The sequence below is a fragment of the Streptomyces sp. A5-4 genome (assembly GCF_051131715.1).
GTDB lineage: Bacteria > Actinomycetota > Actinomycetes > Streptomycetales > Streptomycetaceae > Streptomyces.
Window position 1 is genome coordinate 3438417 of the sequence record NZ_CP178591.1, and the last position, 18197, is coordinate 3456613.

Below are 18197 nucleotides of genomic sequence, written 5' to 3' on the forward strand. Positions count from 1 at the left end.
TGGGGACGAGGGCGCGTCCCGAGATGGACGTACGCGCAGGTCGGCAAGGGTTCACCGCAGCCGCGAGCGCACCGGCACAGGGCCTCAGGGACAGGCACACGGACACGAGCGAGGAGCGGGGCGAGGGTGCGGCAGACACGGCAGGAGCACCGGGACCCCGACGCGCGCTGGCTCGCCCCCGTGATGCACATGGCGTTCTTCCTGCTGCTCGGCGCCTCGCTCGCCCGGTTCCTGTTGCGCCACCCCGGCGAGGCCCGCACCCCGTGGATCATCGCGCTGAGCATCGCGCTGGCCCTGCTGTACGTCCTCGGGCCCGTGCTCGGCCCGGCCCTGGGGCCCGCCGCGCCCGGCGCCGCCCGTCCCGCACCGCGGCGGCTCGTATGGCTCTCCGCGGTGGTGGCGGTGTGGATGGTGCTGGTGGTGCTCGCGCCGAGCTTCGCCTGGTGCGCGGTGCCCCTGTTCTACACCGGGCTGCGTACGCTCCCGCCCCGCGCGGCCCTGGCACTCGTCACGCTGCTCACCGTCTTCGTGGTCACCGCGCAGCTCCAGCTGGCGGGCGGCGGCTTCGACCCGAACCTGCTGCTCGCTCCACCCGCGGTGGCCGCCGTCGCGACCGCCGTCTTCCTCTACATGCAGCGCCAGGACGCCCGCCAGCGCACCCTCATCGACGACCTGATCCGCACCCGGCGCGAACTGGCCGCCACCGAGCGGCGCGAGGGCACCCTCGCCGAGCGGCAGCGGCTCTCCATGGAGATCCACGACACCCTCGCGCAGGGCCTGTCCAGCCAGCAGATGCTGCTCCAGGCGGCGGACCGCACCTGGAGCACCGACCCGGACACCGCCCGCCGCCATGTCCGTACGGCCGAGAGCATCGCCGAGCGCAACCTCGCCGAGGCCCGCCGCTTCGTCCACGACCTGGCCCCCGCCGACCTGGCGGAGGGCGGCGGACTGGAGGAGGCGCTGCGCAGACTCGCCGGCCGCGAGTCGGCTGCCTTCCGGGTCGACGGGGCGTCGGTCGCCCTGCCGGACCGGGTGCAGTCGGCGCTGCTGCGGATCGCGCAGGGCGCGCTGGCGAACGTACGGGAACACGCGGGCGCGCAGGCCGCCGCGCTGACCCTCACCTACCTCGGCGACCAGGTCGTCCTCGACATCGCCGACGACGGCCGCGGCTTCGCACCGGACCGCGGCGCCCCCGACGGCGGCGTCCGGGGGCACGGCCTGCCCGCGATGCGCGCCCGTGTGCAGCAGCTGGGCGGCACCCTGACCATCGAATCCGCCCCCGGCGAGGGCACCGTCCTGTCCGCCGCGATCCCCCTGGAGCACACGCCGTGACGTCCGAGCACCCCACGAACCCCACGCACCCCGTACGCATCCTGGTCTGCGACGACCACGTGGTCGTACGCGCCGGGCTGCTCGCCCTCCTCGGCAGTGAACCGGACATCGAGGTCGTCGGCGAGGCGGGCAACGGTGAGGAGGCGGTCGCCATGGCCGCCAAGCTCAAGCCCCACGTCGTCCTGATGGACCTGCAACTGGGCGAGGGTATCGACGGCGTGGAAGCCACCCGCCGCATCGCGGCGATGCCCGTCGGCGGCCCGCACGTGCTCGTCCTGACCACGTACGACACGGACGCCGACATCACCCGGGCCATCGGCGCGGGCGCGACCGGCTATCTGCTGAAGGCGGAGCGGCCCGAGGAGCTCTTCGCGGCGATCCGCTCCGCCGCGCAGGGCCGCACCACGCTCTCGGCGCCGGTCGCCAGCCGGGTGATGGCCCGGATGCGCGGCTCCCGGCCGCCGACCCTGACGGAGCGGGAGCTGGACATCCTGGGGCAGCTCGCGCACGGCCTGGGCAACCGGGAGATCGCCCGCGCGCTGTTCATCAGCGAGGCCACGGTCAAGACCCACCTGGGCCGGATCTACGACAAGCTGGGCGTCGATACGCGGGCGGGCGCGGTGTCGGTGGCGAAGGAGCAGCGACTGCTGTCATGACCGGAGGCGTTTGCCCAGGTCAGGGGCGTATGGCGGGACCCGCCCCGGCACCGTGACACCATCGATCCGTGCTCGACATCGGCTACTCCCTCTCCCGCCGCTTCCCGGACCCCCCGCAGACCGACTACCGGCGCGCGGACGTCCGTGACCTGCGGCACGACCTGTTCTGCGGTGACGTGTACCTCGCGGACACCAGGGCGGACCGCGAAGTATCCACAGCCTGGGGATGGGTGCCCGTACTCGACTTCGCGTGGGCCCTGTGCGACATCGTCGAGCAGCTCGACCAGGACCCGCGCGGCAGCCGCTCCAACAAGCCGCAGTTCGCCGAGCTGGACTTCACCGAGTCCTCGGACCACATGTTCTTCGAGCGGCGCTTCGGGTGGGTCGACATCGCGGCCGACTGGATGACGACCGACGAGCCCCCGATCACCTTCGGCCACCGGCTGCTGCGCCGCGAGGCCCGCGACTTCCTGCACGACCTGATCGCCGATCTGACCGACCTGCACGACGGCCTCGCCGACAACCCGGCGATCTGGTCCCTCCAGGCCCGCTTCCCCCGCATCCCCTCCTGACGTCCAGGGGCTCGGGTCACGCGCCGGGACTCGCCACCTTCACCCCCATCTGCGCCGCGAACGCCGGTGCCAGATCGAGCAGTTGGGACGGGCTGATCACCGAGCCCGTCAGCCGGTCGAGGCCCCGGGCGATGTCCAGCTCCGCGACCGTACGCAGGTCGACGTCCAGCAGCGTGGCGGCGGAGAAGTCCGCGCGCCGGATCACACAGTCACGGAACTCGACCCGCTCCAGGCGCGCGCCGCCGAAGTCCGGCTCGACCAGCACGCAGCTCTCGAACACGACGTCCTTCAGCCGCGCCGTACGCAGGTTCAAGTAGTCGATCTTCCCGCCGCGCACCAGCACCCGCTCCAGCACCGACGCGTGCAGCTGGACCCCGCCCAGCCTGGCGTCGATCAGCTCCACGTCCCGCAGCGACGCCTCGGCCAGGTCGGTGCCCACACCCCGCACCCCGTCGAGGACCGAGTCCATGATGCGGGCCCTGCTCAGCCTGGTCTCGTCCAGCGCGACGCCGTACAGGCCGCAGTCCATGAAGCGGGCGCCCCGGCCCTCCTGGCCCACCAGGTCGAGATCCCGGAACTCGATTCCGTCGTAGTCTCCCTCCGATTCCAACGCGCCGCCCTCGAACGGCGCGAGCGACGGCAACCGCACATCGGCGCGCCGCACGGGCCGCACCACCAGGGCCTTTTTGGCCGTGCCGCTCTTCGTCCCCGCGCCGTTGGTGCTCGTCTTCCGTGCCATCGCCATCCACCCACTGTGGACCATGGCACTGACAAGCCGCACCGAGCCCGGCCCGCGAACCGGATCCGCCGCCTCAGCCTTCTCGGCCATGTCACATCCGCGCACCCCGCGCCCGTCACACCGGTGAGAGCGATCACCGACGTTCGGACCAGCGACGTTCGGACCACCAGGGTTCGGACCACCGACGTTCTGACCACCGAGGTTCCAGGGGGACACGCGCATGCACCACATCACCGTCATCGGGGGCGGCAGCGCCGGGCTCACCGCGGCCGTCACCGCGAGCGCACCACCTGGCGGCGCGAGGCCCTCGCCACCGGCCGTACGGGCGCGCTGGACCGGCCGGGCAGCACCTGGCGCGACCGGCCCGCGATCGACCGGGGCGACGGCGTCCACCTGGCGGGCGACCAGGTCGCGGCGCCCGGTCTGCTCGCCGAGGTGTCGTTCAACTCCGCCCTGGCGGCGGCGACGCTCGCACTGAAGGAGGCCCGGCGCCCGGCGCGACAGGCTCGGTCACGCCCCTTGCCCTCGACCTCTTCTGAGGGATCGGAGCGATCGGAGCAAGCCACCACCGGACCACGAGGACACACGGATTCCCAGGTCTGCGACCCCTTCACCGCCGAGGAGCCGGCCGATCGCGATCGCGTCCGTGGCGCATCCGCGACCGCACCCCTCAGCGTTCCGCGCCCGCGTCCCCGCGCTCACTCACCCGACGCATGAACTCCCGTACGAGAGCGGTGATTTCCTCTCCGTGCGTCTCCAGGGCGAAGTGTCCGGCGTCGAGCAGATGGATCTCCGCGTCGGGCAGGTCGCGCGCGAACGCGGTCGCGCCGGCCACGCCGAAGATCTCGTCGTTCCTGCCCCACACGACGAGGGCCGGCGGCCGGTGGGTGCGGAAGTAGTCCTGGAAGACCGGGTAGGCGTCGAGGTTGAACTGGTAGTCCCAGAAGAGCTGGAGCTGGACCTCCGCGTTCCCCGGCCGGTCGAGCCCCGCCTGGTCGAGCAGCCAGCTCTCGGGCCCGATCCGGTCCAGCCGGTCGGCGGGCACGCCGTGCTCGTACTGCCACCGCGTCGCCTCAACGGTCAACTGCCCGCGCACCTCCTGTTCGTTCGCCTCGCGGTCCTTGGCGTGCGCGAACAGCACGTCCCAGAACGGCGTGAAGCCGTCCGTGTACGCGTTGCCGTTCTGGCTGATCACCGCGGTCACCCGCGCCGGGTGGCGACTGGCGATCCGCAGCCCGATCGGTGCGCCGTAGTCATGGATGTACACCGCGAACCGGTCGACCCCGATCGCGTCGAGGAGACCGAGCGTGATCTCGGTCAACTTCTCGAAGCTGTACGGGAATTCGTCGACGTCCGGGGCCGCCGAGCGGCCGAAGCCGATGTGGTCGGGCGCGATCAGGTGGAACTCGTCGGCGAGCTCGGCGATCAGCGCGCGGTACATGTGCGAGCTGCTCGGGAAGCCGTGCAGGAGCACGAGGGTGGGGCGCGTCGGGTCGCCCGCCTCGCGGTAGAAGACTTCGAGTCCATCGACGACGGCGGTCCGGTATCGGGTGTCGAACACACTCATGGCGACCTCCAGGCAGCGCGGAAACCAGGGAGAACGACCGTTCTCCCGCTGCGATGTAGAGTACGAGAACGATGGTTCTCAACGCAAGGGGTACTGAGCGAATGGACGCCGAGACGGCCGAGGCCCGGCTGCTGGAAGCCGCCGCGAAGCTCTTCAACGAGCGGGGCGTGCAGGCCGTCGGCATGGACGCGATCCGCGCCGCGTCCGGGGTCTCCCTCAAGCGCCTCTACCAGCTGTTCCCGTCCAAGGACGACCTGCTGGAGGCGGTTCTGCGCCGCCGCGACGACGCCGTACGCAGCGGGATCGAGCAGCTCACCGCCGCCGCCGGGACCCCGCGCGAGCGGGTGCTCGCGGTCTTCGACTACCTCGACGCGTGGTTCGCCGAGCCCACCTTCAGGGGCTGCGTGTTCATCAACGCGTACGGCGAGATGGGCGGGGTCTCCGAAAACGTCGCCAAGGTCGCCCGCGCCAACAAGCAGTCGCTCCTGGACCACTTCACCGACCTGGTCACGGCGGCCGGCGCCGCGCCGGGACAGGCCGCCCCACTCGCCGCCCAGCTGGCCATCCTGGCCAACGGCGCGATGGCCACCGCGGGCATCACCGGCTCCGCGGAGCCGTCCCGGCAGGCCCGCGCGGCGGCCACGGTCCTGCTGCACGCGGCCATCGGCACACCGCGAACGGCAGGCCCTCAGCCGCCCAGCTCGGCCAGCGCCCCGTCCGTGAGCCGGTAGACGGTCCACTCGTCCTGCGGCTGCGCGCCCAGCGCGCGGTAGAAGTCGATGGACGGCTGGTTCCAGTCCAGGACGGACCACTCCAGCCGCTCGTACCCCCGCTCGACACAGATCCGCGCCAGCTCGGTCAGCAGCGCCTTCCCGTGGCCGCCGCCCCGCACAGCCGGGCGTACGTACAGGTCCTCCAGGTAGATGCCGTGCACCCCGCGCCACGTCGAGAAGTTGAGGAACCACAGCGCGAAGCCCGCGACCTCACCCGATTCCGTCTCCGCGATGTGCGCGTACGCCGCCGGGCGCTCGCCGAAGAGTGCCTCGGTCAGCTGGGCCTCGGTGGCGCGCACCTCGTGCAGCGCCTTCTCGTAGTCTGCGAGCTCGCGGACCATCTCGTGAATGACGGGGACATCGGCGGCCGTGGCGGTACGAATCATGACCGCACCCTAAGGGAACTCCGGGAGTGGCCCCCGAGCAAGGTCTCCCCGATCACCACCTGCTCCTCCTGAAGCCTGCTCTCGCCGTCCTCCACGTCCCACAGCCCGTTCTGCAGCAGCCGCCCGAGCGTCCAGGCCCGCGCCCGGTCCCGGTCGAGCCCCAGCACCTCCGTCATCAGGTCGAAGCGCGGCAACACCTGCGCGGCGTCGAAACGGTTGTCGAGCGCGGGCCACAGGTCGAAGCCCGGGTCGCCCGCGAGGGGCTTGGGGTCGATGGCGATCCACGGCTCGCGCCCGGAGCCGGGCAGCGGGGCCAGCACATTGTTCTCGTGCAGGTCCCAGTGGAGCAGCCGGTCGCCGGGCTCCCCCGCCACTTCCCGCACCGCGCCCGCGCACCACTCAAGCAGCCGCCGGTCCGCCGGGTCCGCCAGCCCCCGCAGCGCGCGCGGTACGTCGTCGAGCATCGCGCCCGCGATGTCACCGAGGCCGCGCATCCCCTCGGGGGCGGTCACGGCGGTCAGCCCGGCCAGCAGCTCCGCGATTATCCGCACGGAGTCCATGGGGTCGGGCAGCGCCGACAGCTGCCGGCTCGCGTCCAGCCCCTCAAGGAGCAGCGCGCCACTCGCCTCGTCGTGCTCCAGGACCCGTACGGCGCCGGCGCCGCCCCACAGCTTCAGCGCGACGGGCTCGCCCGCGCTCTCCTCGTCGAGGAGCTGGAGCTTCAGGGCGGCGGACGTCCCGTCGGCCCGCTCCACCGGGAGGACGAGCGCCGTCATGCCGTGCATCGGGGAGCCGGTGCGCCGCAGCCGCCACCGCTCCAGATACGCGTTCGTCTGCTCGGGGAGCCCCGCGATCCAGTCGCGCCCGGCAGCACCGTTCGCGTCGGCCTGGGACTGCGCCAACTCGTCGGGAACATCGGTAATGTCGATCACGCGGGAGATCCTACGGACGTGCGTCAATCGGCACATGCGTATTTCCGTGACGGCCCCGGCCCGCGCCCGGGCCCATGTCCGGGCCTACGTCCGGAGCGCCCCAGGCACCTACAGCTGGCTCGCGATCCTTTTCGTCACGGTCTTCGCCATGCACTGGATGTCGCCGGCCTTCGAGGAGGAGTTCCTGCGGCAGCGGTCGACGAATCTGCACGAGCTGTCGGACAATCCGCGCCGCGTCCTCCTCTCCAGCGCCCTGTGGATCGACGGCGGCGGGTGGCTTCCGTACGCCGCGCTGTACACGGTCTTCCACGCCCAGGCGGAACGCCGGCTCGGGACCCTGCGCTGGCTGGCCGTCGCCGGCGGCGCGCACGTCGGGGCGACGCTCGTCAGCCAGAGCGTGCTGCTGTGGGCGATCCGCCACGACCTCGCACCGCAGTCGTCCGCGAACACCCTTGACGTGGGGGTGAGTTACGCGCTCGCGGGCGTCGTCGCCGTCCTCACCTACCGGATCGCGCCGCCCTGGCGGTACGCCTACCTGGTGGTCGTGCTGGCCGTGTACGGCACACCGCTGATCACCGGCAGGACCTTCACCGACCTCGGGCACTTCACAGCCGCGCTGATCGGGCTCGCCTGCTACCCGCTCACCCGCGGCGGCGACCGGGAGGCCACCTGGAACCCGGCCACCCGGCTGCGCGCCCCCACCCACCGCACCTGACCACCACCCCGGCATTGCCGCACCCCGCCTCCGCCCGCTAGCGTCCCCGCACCACCGCTGATCAGCAGCTGAGCAGAAACCGAACGCAGGGACATCATGAGCACCGTCAACGGCGGCATCTCCTACTGGTACGCGAACGAGGGCATACCCGCCCCACGCGAGCCGCTGCCCGCAGACGCGACGGCCGACGTCTGCATCGTCGGCGGCGGATACACAGGGCTGTGGACGGCGTACTACCTCAAGAAGGCCGTCCCCTTCCTCAACATCACCGTTCTGGAGGCCAAGTTCTGCGGCTACGGCGCCTCCGGGCGCAACGGCGGCTGGCTGTACAACGGCATCGCGGGCCGCGACCGGTACGCGAAGCTGCACGGCCACGACGCGGCCGTGCGCCTCCAGCAGGCCATGAACGACACCGTCGACGAGGTCGTACGGGTCGCCGCAGAAGAGGGCATCGACGCCAACATCCACCAGGGCGGCGTACTCGAAGTCGCCTACACACCAGCCCAGTTGGCCCGGCTCAAGACCTTCCACGCCGTCGAGGCCGCCTTCGGCGAGAAGGACCGCCTGCTGCTCGGCGCCCGTGACACGGCCGAGCGGATCCGGGTCACCGGCGCCGTCGGCTCGGCCTGGACCCCGCACGGCGCGCGACTGCACCCGGTGAAGCTACTCAAGGGACTCTCGGCCGCCGTCGAGGCACTCGGCGTCACCATCCACGAGTCGACGCCGGTCACCGAGATCAAGCCCAAGCACGCCATCACCCCTTACGGCACGGTCCGCGCCCCCTACATCCTGCGCTGCACCGAGGGCTTCACCGCGAACATCAAGGGCCAGAAGCGCTCCTGGCTCCCGCTGAACTCCTCCATGATCGTCACCGAGCCGCTCCCCCAGTCCGTCTGGGACACCATCGGCTGGGAGGGCCGGGAGAACCTCGGCGACATGGCTCACGCGTACATGTACGCGCAGCGCACCGCCGACGACCGCATCGCCCTGGGCGGGCGGGGCGTCCCCTACCGCTTCGGCTCGAAGACGGACAACGACGGCCGCACCCAGCCCGCGACCATCGAGGCGCTGCGCGAGATCCTGGTCCGCTTCTTCCCCACCACGGCCGGCGTCCACATCGACCACGCCTGGTCGGGCGTGCTCGGCGTGCCCCGCGACTGGTGCTCCACAGTCACCCTCGACCGCTCCACCGGCCTCGGCTGGGCGGGCGGTTACGTCGGCAGTGGCGTCGCGACGACCAACCTCGCGGCCCGTACGCTCCGCGACCTGATCCAGCAGGACTCGGGCCAGAGCGGACCGACCGACCTCACCACGCTGCCCTGGGTCGACCACAAGGTGCGCAAGTGGGAGCCGGAACCGCTGCGCTGGCTGGGCGTCCAGGGCATGTACGCCGCCTACCGCGGCGCCGACCGCCGCGAGAGCGCGGGGCACGACACCCGTACGGACCGCGTCGCCCGCATCGCGGACCGGATCTCGGGCCGCCACTGAGCAGCGGCGGGCCCCAGCCGCGGCGACGGACCGCCGGGGCCCGCCGCCGGGGCCCTGCCCGGCCGTTTCGACGGGCGGGCGGGGCCCGCCGCTTGAGCCTGTCCGGTGACCGGGGCCGGACCGGCCCTACACCGTCAGGACCACTTTGCCCTCGGTCGCGCGCGCCTCCAGCGCGGTGTGCGCGTCGGCGGCCCGCTCCAGCGGGAAACGCGTGACCAGCGGGACGAGCGTGCCGTCGGCCGCCGCCGCCAGCGCCCGCTCCGCCAGCTCGCGCGGGCCGCCGGCCGGCACCATGTTCGGCCCGATCGCCCAGGTCGCGGTCAGCTGCCGCTCGACGAGGTCCTTGGTGCTGATCTCCGTCGGCTCCCCGGTGGCCCACCCGTACAGCAGGAAGCGCCCACCGGGACCGAGCAGTTCCAGCGCCCGGCGCCCGGGGCCGCCCCCAACGCCGTCGAGGACCACACTCACCGCACGCTCCCCCAGCGCCCCGCGGACCTGCGCGGGCCAGTCGGCGTCCCGGTTGTCCACCGCCACATCGGCCCCGAGCCCCAGCACCAGCGCCACTTTCGCGGGCCCCCCGGCCACCGCCACCACGAAGGCACCGGCGCCGCGCGCGGCCTGCACGAAGATGCTGCCGAGCCCACCGGCCGCCGCCATCACCAGGACGGTGTCACCGGCGGTGATCCCGGCGACCCGCAGGATCCCCTGCGCGGTGGCCCCGGTGGTGACGGCCGCCACCGCGAGGTCGTCGTCGAGCCCGTCCGGCAGCGGGTGGAGCGAGTCGACGCCCGTGACGGCCTGCTCGGCGTACCCGCCGTCGTTCCCGTCGAGCTGCGCCACGACCCGGCGCCCGAGCCACCCCGCCTCCACGCCCGGCCCCAGGGCCGCCACCACCCCGGCGACTTCCGCGCCGGGTGTGGCAGGCAGCTCGGGCGGGGCGTGCGGGCCCACGGTGATGCCCCGCCGCAGCATCGTCTCCATCAGGTGTACGCCGCTCGCCCGCACGTCGATCCGCACCTGGCCCTCGGCGGGCACCGGGTCCGGGACCTCTTCGTAGGTCAGATTCTCGGCGGGACCTGTGGCGTACAGCCGTATCGCGTGCATGGGATGCGCTCCTGACTCGGTCGCCGTGAGGCGGGGTTGGAGCCCCCACTCTCACCCCTCAAGTCCACTTGAGATCAAGAGCGCATCCGGCGTTCGCGCCCGGTCAGAAGATCGCGTCGAACTGTCCCCAGCCCGTGCCGATCTTCGTCCGCGAAGCGAAGGGCGCCGCGGCGTCCCCCGTGCCCTTGTACAGGTGCAGCACCCCGTCGCCGTCCCTGGCGATCAGGTCGGCCCTGCCGTCGGAGTTCAGGTCGCCGAGACCGGCCAGGGTGTTGAACTTGCCCCAGCCCGTGCCGACCGTCGTCCGCGAGGCGAAGGGGGCGGCGGCGTTGCCCGTCCCCTTGTAGAGGTACAGCGTGCCCGCGGCGTCGCGGGCGATGAGGTCCGCCTTGCCGTCGCCGGTCGCGTCGCCAACCGCGGTGAGCGCGTTGAACTTGCCCCAGCCGCTGCCGACCGTGGTGCGGGGCGCGAACGGCGCCGCGTTGTCTCCGGATCCCTTGTAGAGGTACAGCACGCCGTCCGCGTCACGGGCGATCATGTCCGGTTTGCCGTCACCGGTCGCATCGCCGGTACCGACCAGGGAGTTGAAGCGGCCCCAACCGCTGCCGACCTTGGTGCGCGGCGCGAAAACCGTCCAGTTGTCGGTGGTGCGGTAGTGCCAGAGCACGCCCGCCTTGTCCTGCCCGACGACTCCGCCGCCGGTGCGGTGACTGGTCACCGGGGACAGCTTGGTGAGGCGGTTGTACGTCTGCCAGCCCGACCCGATGGACTCGCGGTGGCCGAACGGGGCGGACGCCTTGCCGGTGCCCTGGTACTCGTACACCTCGCCGCTCTTGGTGCGCGCGAACAGCGAGAAGCGCTCCCGCACCGGAAGCGTGCTCTGCACCTGGAAGGCGCTGCGCGCCTCGGGGTTGTGCGTGCCCCAGGTGAAGACCTCGTAGACCGCGTTGGTGTCGACGCGCCAGGCGGCCAGGTCCGCGGCGCCCTTCAGGGTGTACGTGACCGTGATGTCGCCGGGGGTGACATCGCACCGCACCTCGCCCCACGCGAGGCTGTCGCCCACGGTGTGGTCGCAGGACGCGTTGGCGCCGCCGGTGACGCCGGTGATCTCGATCGCCGCCTCGTCCTCGTCCCAGCGGCGTTGTCCCGCCGAGGGCTCGAAGGTCAGCGAGAGCCGCCCGGCGTCGACGGCATGCACGGTGACGGACTGCGTCACGCTCCCGCCGGCCGGGAGGCCCGGGGTGCTGAGCTTCATGGTGTTCTTGGCGACCTCGGCGGCCGTCCTGAGCTTCACCGTGCGCGCGGCGTGCCGGGTGTCGTCCGGCACGGAGCCGACGGTCTGCGCGGCCTTGACGGCCTTGTTGATGTCGGTGCCCCTGGGCGCGTAGGTGAGCCCGTAGTGCAGGGTGCTGCCGGACGCGGCCGACGCGGCGGCCGAGACCCGAGGCCCGGGGAAGCCCGAGTCCTGGTTCACCGGGCAGACGTACACGTACGTGGCGTTGCTGCCGGTCGCGGCCCGGCAGCCGTCGTCGATCTGCACCTTCATCCCCGCGGGCAGGCCCGCGGCGGTCCAGGCCGGGTCGGTGAGCGGCTTCTTGCTCAGCGCGTAGACGAGGGTGCCGTCGGGTATCCCGTACGAGGTCAGCGGGTTGAGCTCGGACGATCCCTCGCCGGGCTCCAGGACGAAGTTGCGTACGTCGTCGAAACCGTACGGGTCGTCGGCGAACGCCGGTCCGGCCGCGCCGACGGCTCCGGTGGCCAGCAGGGCCGCCGTTCCCCCGATGACACCCAGGCGTCTGCCGCCCCGGCTGAAGAATGTGCGCATGCGATGTTCCCCATGATGAAAGGCGGCACTGTGCTGCCGCGACAGCGCCGGGTATCCCCCCACGGCGCGCGCTGAACGTACAACAGCGGTACGACAAACACCCCGGGAGGGTGTGTCTCAGCCGCAGAGGGCGGCGTCGATGACGTGCATCAGCTTCGGGGAGTCGATCGCGGCGTTCGTCACGGTGGAGGCGTGGCGGCCGTCCGCGGTGACCATGGTGGTGGTGAGGTGACCGGCCAGGCAGCCGCCGTGCCCCCACGCCGTGGCGCCGCAGGACAGGGTGAACCCGGTCAGCCCGAGACCGTAGGAGGTGAGCGGCCCCACCGGTATCGCCCGCTGCATTTCGGCCAGGGCCGCGTGCGACACCACCCCGCCGGCCAGCAGCGCCCGGTAGAAGGCGGTTACGTCCCGCTGGGTCGAGATCATCGCTCCGGCGGTGCCGAGGAGCGAGGGTTCGACGGAGGTGAGCACATCCGTCCAGAAGAAGGACGTGCCGAGCCGCGCGCCGATGTACCCCTGGACGGCCGGGGCCGGTACGGAACGGTCTCCCGCGGCGGGGAACGCCGTCCGGGTCAGGCCCAGCGGTTCGATGATCCGGCCGGTGATCGCCGCGGCGGCCGAGACCCCGGTGACGCGCTCGATGAGCATGCCGAGGATCGCGTAATTGGTGTGGGAGTACTGGAAGGCGCCGCCCGGCGCGGACACCGGAGGTCGGCTCAGCCCGGCGCGCACCAGCGCGGCCAAGGTGTAGCCGCCGTCCCGGCCGGCCTCCGGGAACGGTGGGTGCTCCTGGACCGCTGCCCCGCTGGTGTGCTGCAGGAGCTGGCGGACGGTGATGACGTCGCCCTTGTGCCCGTTCCCGTCGATCACGCCGGGCAGATATCGCCCGACCGGGGAATCGAGCACAACCCGGCGCTCGTCCACGAGTTGCAGCACCACGGCCGCGGTGAAGGTCTTGGTCTGGCCGCCGATACGGACGTGGTCCGTCGACCGGACGGGCCGGCAGGCGTCCACCGTGCCGGTGCCCGCCGTGACGGTCCAGGCACCGCTGCTGTCTCCCGCGTACAGCCCCGCCCCCGGGCCGGTCTCCGCCTGATAGGCGTTGAGCGCCGTCCGGATCGCGGCGCGGTCATGAGCCGGCCGAAACCGCGCCCGGCCGGGGACCGCGACCGCGGTGGTGGCCCCGCCCGGCGCGGGACCGGGCACAGGACCGGTGGAGGGGCCGGCGACGGGAGTGCGTCGCCACCTGCTGATGTCTGGGTTCATTCGCCTGCTTCTCTCATGGGGTGCTGAGGCGTTGAGGGCCAAGGCAGCGCCGGGGCGGCGCGATCGCTCTCGCCGCGTCCCGTACGCCGGTGCTGTGGAGGGGGCCTCGCGCATCGGCGCACACGGCCCGCCCGGGCCCGGGGGCGGTGGACACCGCGCCCGGGCCCGGGGGCGGTGGACACCCCCGGGCCCCGGGCAGGCCTGCTGCCGAGGCAGGTCGACCGGCCGTTGTCGTCGCGCGGTCGGACGGTCGCGCGGCAGCTCGTCAGGCCCTCAGGTCGTCAGGCGGAAGCCCGCGCCGACGCCTCCCAGCGCGTTCAGCTCGCGGATGATGTCCTGGATCGACGAACTGTGCTGTGCGCCCCAGGCGTTGCCCACCAGCGTCGTGCCGGAGACGACGGGTGAGCCGGAGTCGCCGCCGTCGAGCCAGATCAGGTGGGTGAACCAGATCCCGTTGGTGCCGAGCCGCATGCCGCAGGTGAGGCCCGTGCGGTGGCCCTGCTTGCACATACGGGTTCCGGTGGCGGGCGGGGCGCCGATCGACTTGATGGTGACGCCGCCAACGGTGGCGGTGGCCTGCACCCGGGTCTCGTCGAGCTTGATCACGGCGTAGTCGAGGCCCTTGGGGCCGTTGCTGAGCAGGTTGTTGGGCGTGCCGACGTAGGTCACCTCGCCGATGGGCCCCGTCGCCAGGTCGGGACGGGAGTCGGCGAGCGGGGCCGGCGCGAAGGCCGTTCCCGCGGGGGAGGTGTCCCGGTAGACCTTCGCGCCGACGAGCTTGTTGCCGTCGGCGTCGTAGAAGCAGTGGGCGTTGGTCAGGCCCACCAGATTGCCGCCTTCGTCGCGGCCGACGGCGGTGAGGGTGCAGACGTAGAAGCTCTGGTAGTCCTCCGGGCTCGGCGCCATCCGGAAGATGATGCCGGTGCCCCCGCCGATGGGAGTGCGCTCGGTGGCGCCGGAAGAGGCGGTGGTGGTTGTGGTGTTCGCCGGTGCGGTCGCTCCGGCGGAGGGGGCGGTGGCGAGGGACAGGGCCGCCAGGGTGACGGCGAGGCCTAGCGTACGTATTGCGCGGATCATGGGATCCCTTCCTGTGGGGTACGGGTGACGGCCGCGGCTACGGCCGCGAGGTGCTGACGAGCCCGGTTGAGGCGTGTCGGCCGGGGTGAAGTGCCGGCCGGGCGTGGTGAGGATCAGCGCCACGGCGTGGTGAGGATCAGCAGCAGGAGCAGGATTCCCAGGAGGGAAAGACACCCGAGGACGCCATTCGGCTTTCCCCGGTTGACCTCGACACTGCCGCCCGGAGGAATTCCGGGGTGTTGCTTGATGTAGTGCTGGAATTGCAGCTCCTCGCCGCGCGGTTCGCTGAGCCACGCCGTCTTGTAACCGCACTCACCGCACCAGTGGCGATATGCCATGTCGACTCCTCGTACGCCTGTTTCGGGCCGTTCGGTAAAGCAGGGTCGGCGCGTCCCGTCGAGCTGCTCCGGCGTTCACGGCACTGCTGGGCGGGTGGGGTGGTTGGTCGGGCCGGGCATTACGGCAGGCCCGGTCGGGGACTGTCCGGTGGGCGGCCCGGGTCGGGCCCGCTGCGCCGGGTGCCGGGTGCCGGCTGCGACGCCCGCCGTACGCCGTCCCGGGGCGGGTTGCCGCCGGACACCACTGATGCTGCTGTTCGCGCCCACCGACGAACAGGCCATGCCACCGGTCACCTGTGGCCGGTGCGCGCAGAGCCGCCGACCGGGCCGGTTGACCTGCGGTAACCCACGGATGGCCACTCGCGGGACGGATCGGCGGGCTCGGATACCAGCCAACTCGTCACGCTCGCACTACCTCTGTTGAGCCGTCACGATAGGCTCGCCGCCGGCCGTGCCCACCGGTGGAAAAGGGTTCGAAGTGGCGGAAGAGCTCGGCGCCATCCTGCGTGACCTCCGCCGGCAGGCGCGACTGACCCAGGAGCAGGTGGCCGCCAAGTCCGGGGTGAGTGTGAGCACCATCCGGAGACTGGAGAACAACAGGTCCACCGACCATCGAATGGGCACGGTGAATCTGCTGGCGGACGCGCTGGGAGCCGGACCGGAGGACCGTCTGCGCCTGGCGGCCACCCTCGCGAAGGCATCACCAGAGTCAATTCCCGCTTCGGCAGGAGCATTTACCGCGCCGGTACCCGAACCGGGCCTTCCTGATCCGGCACTTCCCGGGCCGACTTCCGAACCGATGGATGGTGCAGCGCGTTTCCCCTTGCCCTCCGCACGCGGTTCCGCCGCGCGCATGTCCGGCGTGCTCACCGACGCGGCCGAGGAGCTGGCGCGGGAGGTCCGGCGTCGCTGGAAGATCGAGGAGGGGCAACGCAGGGTCCACGACCCGTTTCCGCTGCCGGTGAGCTGGCACCGGGCCCCCGCCGGGCTGACGGACCATCCGGAGAACATCCAGCGCCTCCAGCCGGGCGCCGAGGCCGGGAGCCGGGCGGACCTGAGCGGTGACCTGCGGGACATCGCCCGGACCTACCTGGGTATCGAGTCCCGTCGGCTGGTGGTCCTTGGCCGCGCCGGGTCGGGCAAGTCGATCCTGGCGATCCGACTCGTCCTCGACCTCTTGGAGGCCCCGGCGGCCGGCTCCCCGACCGTCTCCGGCCGGGTGCCGGTGATCTTCAGCCTTGGGTCCTGGGACCCGACGGCCACCGCTTTGCGCGACTGGCTGACCGACCTGTTGCTGCGCGACCACGCCCACCTGATCCGGCGGGTCCCCGGCGGGGCGACGCTCGCGGACGCGCTGGTCGACGCCGACCTGGTGCTACCGGTGCTGGACGGGTTCGACGAGATCGCGGAGGGACTGCGCCCCGCCGCCCTCGAAGCCCTCAACGCCACCTCGCTGCCGCTCGTCCTGACCAGCCGCCGTGCGGAGTTCGCCGAGGCGGTCCATACGGGAGGCACCCCGCTGGTCTGGGCCGAGGCCGTCGAGCTCGTCGACCTCACACCCCGCGAGGTCGGCGACTATCTCCCCCGCACCTCCCGGCCCGTCACCGTCCAGGAGCGGGACGGCCGGGTGTGGGACCTCGTCATGGCGGAGCTGCACCGCCAGGACACCCGGGCCAGCGGCAACCTCAGCAGGGTCCTGAGCACGCCGCTGATGGTCGTCCTGGCGCGGACGATGTACAGCGAGACGGCCGGCACGGACCCGGCGGAGCTCCTCGACACCACCCGCTTCCCCACCGAGCACGCCCTGGAGGAGCACCTGCTGGCGGGCTTCGTCCCGACGGTCTACCGACGCCGCGCCGCCGCACGGGCATCCGGCGGCTCTCCGGGCCGGGGGCGAACCCACGACCCCGAAGACGTCCTGCGCTGGCTCGGCCACCTCGCCCACCACATGGGCCGGCTCGAGGACCGTGATCAGCAGGACCTCGCCTGGTGGCGCCTCGGTGAATCGCTGCCGCGCTCCAGGCGCACCCTCACCGTCATGCTGGCCTGCGCGCTGGCCCTCACGGGGTCCGCCTGGTTCGTCGGCCTCCTGGCCCTCCCCTTCGGCTCCAGCACGGTCGCGGTGGGCCTCGGCGCGATCCTCCTGGACGGGGTCCTGTTCGGGCCGGTCATGGGGATCACGTTCGGATCCGTGTACTGGATCATGGCCAGGCCCGGCGGCACCGCCTTCGAGCCGTCCCACGTACGGTTGCGGCTCCCCGGGATCCGTAACCCGGGCTCCCCCCGCATCGGCCGCAGTCCGTTGCGCACCTTCGCCTCCAGGTCCTGGACCGGGCTGCTGGGCGGCTTCGTGACGGGTGTCGGATACGCGTGCACCCTCGCGCTGGAGCGCGCCCTGTACCACGGCGCCCCGCTCGTCGACGCCGCGGTGATCGAGGGCGCGTTCGTCAACATGCTGGGCTTCGGACTGATCTTCGGCTCGGTGATCGGCCTGCTCTTCGGGCTCGTCGCCGCACTCGAAGCGCCCCTGGACATCGCCACCGCGGCCACACCCGCCGGGCTGCTTTCGGCGAACCGCCAGGCGGTGATCCGACAGCTCCTCGTGCTCGTACCGGCGATCACCGTCGCGATCGCACTCGGCGGACGCCTGATCGTCGACCTGCTGGAGAACTTCCTCGGCCCGCTCAACTGGGACCTGTCGGACGGGTTCTTCATCGGAGCGGTCGGCGGTCTCGGCGGTGCGCTCTCGTACGCCCTCGGCTTCACGGCCTGGGGGCAGTGGGTGATCTTCACCCGTGTGTGGCTGCCACTGACCGGCAGACTCCCCTGGAACACCGCCGTCTTCCTGGACGACGCCTACCGGCGCGGAGTGCTGCGCCAGGCCGGTGCGGTCTACCAGTTCCGCCACAGCAGGCTCCAGCACCACCTCGCCGACCTGTTCCGCCGCCGGCACACCGACTACGCACAGGCCACCTTCACCGCGCACAGTCCGGCGCCCGGGAGCGGGGACGCCGCACCGGCCGACGCGGCGCACAAACCGGAGGGCGAGGCGACCGGACGGACCGGGGCGGGGCCTCGTGGGCCACGTAGCGAAGACTGACGCGAGGGACTGAGCGGGTCGACCCGATCGCCGAACGCGCCCCGTGTCCGCGAGGCCGGACCCCGGCCCGCAGAGGCGAGCAAGGCGTCCGCAGATGAAAAAACCCCAGGCCAGGGGATACCTGGCCTGGGGTCTACCGGAGCCCCCTGTCGGATTCGAACCGACGACCTACGCATTACAAGTGCGTTGCTCTGGCCAGCTGAGCTAAGGAGGCGTACCGGAGCAGTGTAACCAACACGATCCGGCGTTCTTCGAATATTTCACCGACTCCGGACTGCTGACAGGAGCCAAAAGGCCAGGTAGCGTCACGGACAGCCCACTTCGGTG

At 72.0% G+C, this 18197-nt stretch carries 16 protein-coding genes, 1 tRNA gene and 1 pseudogene; 8 read left to right on the top strand and 10 right to left on the bottom strand.

Annotated features, from left to right (window positions below; translation table 11 throughout):
* Positions 1 to 183 precede the first annotated feature (183 nt).
* From ACLLJJ_RS15735 to ACLLJJ_RS15745, 3 genes are all read left to right on the top strand, one after another.
* Positions 184 to 1332 (top strand): sensor histidine kinase, encoded by a 1149-nt coding sequence (locus ACLLJJ_RS15735; protein ID WP_434600433.1) that lies wholly within the window; start codon positions 184 to 186, stop codon positions 1330 to 1332.
* Positions 1329 to 1988, top strand: coding sequence for a response regulator (locus ACLLJJ_RS15740; protein WP_434591408.1), 660 nt, complete (start codon positions 1329 to 1331; stop codon positions 1986 to 1988). Before ACLLJJ_RS15735 ends, ACLLJJ_RS15740 begins: the two co-directional genes overlap by 4 nt.
* Before the next feature lie 68 nt (positions 1989 to 2056).
* The gene (locus ACLLJJ_RS15745; protein WP_434591411.1) at positions 2057 to 2560 is read left to right on the top strand and encodes a hypothetical protein; all 504 of its coding nucleotides are present in this window, start codon (positions 2057 to 2059) and stop codon (positions 2558 to 2560) included.
* Positions 2561 to 2576: 16 nt separating this feature from the next.
* On the opposite strand, the gene ACLLJJ_RS15750 is transcribed toward ACLLJJ_RS15745, so the two are convergent.
* Positions 2577 to 3305, bottom strand: coding sequence for a pentapeptide repeat-containing protein (locus ACLLJJ_RS15750; RefSeq protein ID WP_434591414.1), 729 nt, complete (start codon positions 3303 to 3305; stop codon positions 2577 to 2579).
* A gap of 270 nt (positions 3306 to 3575) precedes the next feature.
* On the opposite strand from ACLLJJ_RS15750, the pseudogene ACLLJJ_RS15755 reads away from it, so the two are divergent.
* Positions 3576 to 3806 (top strand): annotated as a pseudogene (locus tag ACLLJJ_RS15755) (FAD-dependent oxidoreductase); the annotation flags it as partial.
* A gap of 163 nt (positions 3807 to 3969) precedes the next feature.
* Here ACLLJJ_RS15755 and ACLLJJ_RS15760 read toward each other — a convergent pair.
* Positions 3970 to 4866 (bottom strand): alpha/beta fold hydrolase, encoded by an 897-nt coding sequence (locus tag ACLLJJ_RS15760; protein WP_434591416.1) that lies wholly within the window; start codon positions 4864 to 4866, stop codon positions 3970 to 3972.
* Between the two features lie 101 nt (positions 4867 to 4967).
* Here ACLLJJ_RS15760 and ACLLJJ_RS15765 point away from each other — a divergent pair, with 101 nt between their 5' ends.
* The gene (locus ACLLJJ_RS15765) at positions 4968 to 5597 is read left to right on the top strand and encodes a TetR/AcrR family transcriptional regulator (RefSeq protein WP_434591419.1); all 630 of its coding nucleotides are present in this window, start codon (positions 4968 to 4970) and stop codon (positions 5595 to 5597) included.
* Here the strand turns inward: ACLLJJ_RS15765 and ACLLJJ_RS15770 are convergent.
* Positions 5555 to 6025, bottom strand: coding sequence for a GNAT family N-acetyltransferase (locus ACLLJJ_RS15770; protein ID WP_434591422.1), 471 nt, complete (start codon positions 6023 to 6025; stop codon positions 5555 to 5557). The genes ACLLJJ_RS15765 and ACLLJJ_RS15770 overlap by 43 nt on opposite strands.
* Positions 6022 to 6993 (bottom strand): aminoglycoside phosphotransferase family protein, encoded by a 972-nt coding sequence (locus tag ACLLJJ_RS15775; RefSeq protein ID WP_434591426.1) that lies wholly within the window; start codon positions 6991 to 6993, stop codon positions 6022 to 6024. Before ACLLJJ_RS15775 ends, ACLLJJ_RS15770 begins: the two co-directional genes overlap by 4 nt.
* Here ACLLJJ_RS15775 and ACLLJJ_RS15780 point away from each other — a divergent pair.
* Both ACLLJJ_RS15780 and ACLLJJ_RS15785 read left to right on the top strand, forming a co-directional pair.
* The gene (locus tag ACLLJJ_RS15780; protein ID WP_434591429.1) at positions 6992 to 7672 is read left to right on the top strand and encodes a rhomboid-like protein; all 681 of its coding nucleotides are present in this window, start codon (positions 6992 to 6994) and stop codon (positions 7670 to 7672) included. The two genes, ACLLJJ_RS15775 and ACLLJJ_RS15780, sit on opposite strands and share 2 nt — an antisense overlap.
* Before the next feature lie 96 nt (positions 7673 to 7768).
* Positions 7769 to 9160 carry an NAD(P)/FAD-dependent oxidoreductase gene (locus ACLLJJ_RS15785; protein ID WP_434591432.1) on the top strand — a complete coding sequence of 464 codons (1392 nt, stop codon included), beginning with the start codon at positions 7769 to 7771 and terminating at the stop codon, positions 9158 to 9160.
* 126 nt (positions 9161 to 9286) lie between these two features.
* On the opposite strand, the gene ACLLJJ_RS15790 is transcribed toward ACLLJJ_RS15785, so the two are convergent.
* The 5 genes from ACLLJJ_RS15790 to ACLLJJ_RS15810 form a co-directional block, all read right to left on the bottom strand.
* The gene (locus ACLLJJ_RS15790; protein WP_434591435.1) at positions 9287 to 10264 is read right to left on the bottom strand and encodes a zinc-binding dehydrogenase; all 978 of its coding nucleotides are present in this window, start codon (positions 10262 to 10264) and stop codon (positions 9287 to 9289) included.
* Positions 10265 to 10367: 103 nt separating this feature from the next.
* Positions 10368 to 12089, bottom strand: coding sequence for an FG-GAP repeat domain-containing protein (locus ACLLJJ_RS15795; RefSeq protein WP_434591438.1), 1722 nt, complete (start codon positions 12087 to 12089; stop codon positions 10368 to 10370).
* A 117-nt stretch (positions 12090 to 12206) separates the two neighbouring features.
* Positions 12207 to 13355: a serine hydrolase domain-containing protein gene (locus tag ACLLJJ_RS15800; RefSeq protein WP_434591441.1), complete on the bottom strand. Its 1149-nt coding sequence runs from the start codon at positions 13353 to 13355 to the stop codon at positions 12207 to 12209.
* A 273-nt stretch (positions 13356 to 13628) separates the two neighbouring features.
* On the bottom strand, positions 13629 to 14432 hold the full coding sequence (locus tag ACLLJJ_RS15805) for a trypsin-like peptidase domain-containing protein (RefSeq protein ID WP_434591444.1): 804 nt from the start codon (positions 14430 to 14432) through the stop codon (positions 13629 to 13631).
* A gap of 113 nt (positions 14433 to 14545) precedes the next feature.
* Positions 14546 to 14770 (bottom strand): hypothetical protein, encoded by a 225-nt coding sequence (locus ACLLJJ_RS15810; protein WP_434591447.1) that lies wholly within the window; start codon positions 14768 to 14770, stop codon positions 14546 to 14548.
* Between the two features lie 478 nt (positions 14771 to 15248).
* Here ACLLJJ_RS15810 and ACLLJJ_RS15815 point away from each other — a divergent pair, with 478 nt between their 5' ends.
* Positions 15249 to 17870, top strand: a complete 2622-nt coding sequence (locus tag ACLLJJ_RS15815; protein ID WP_434591449.1) for a helix-turn-helix domain-containing protein — start codon at positions 15249 to 15251, stop codon at positions 17868 to 17870.
* A gap of 140 nt (positions 17871 to 18010) precedes the next feature.
* Here ACLLJJ_RS15815 and ACLLJJ_RS15820 read toward each other — a convergent pair.
* Positions 18011 to 18084, bottom strand: a tRNA-Thr gene (locus tag ACLLJJ_RS15820).
* Positions 18085 to 18197 lie beyond the last annotated feature (113 nt).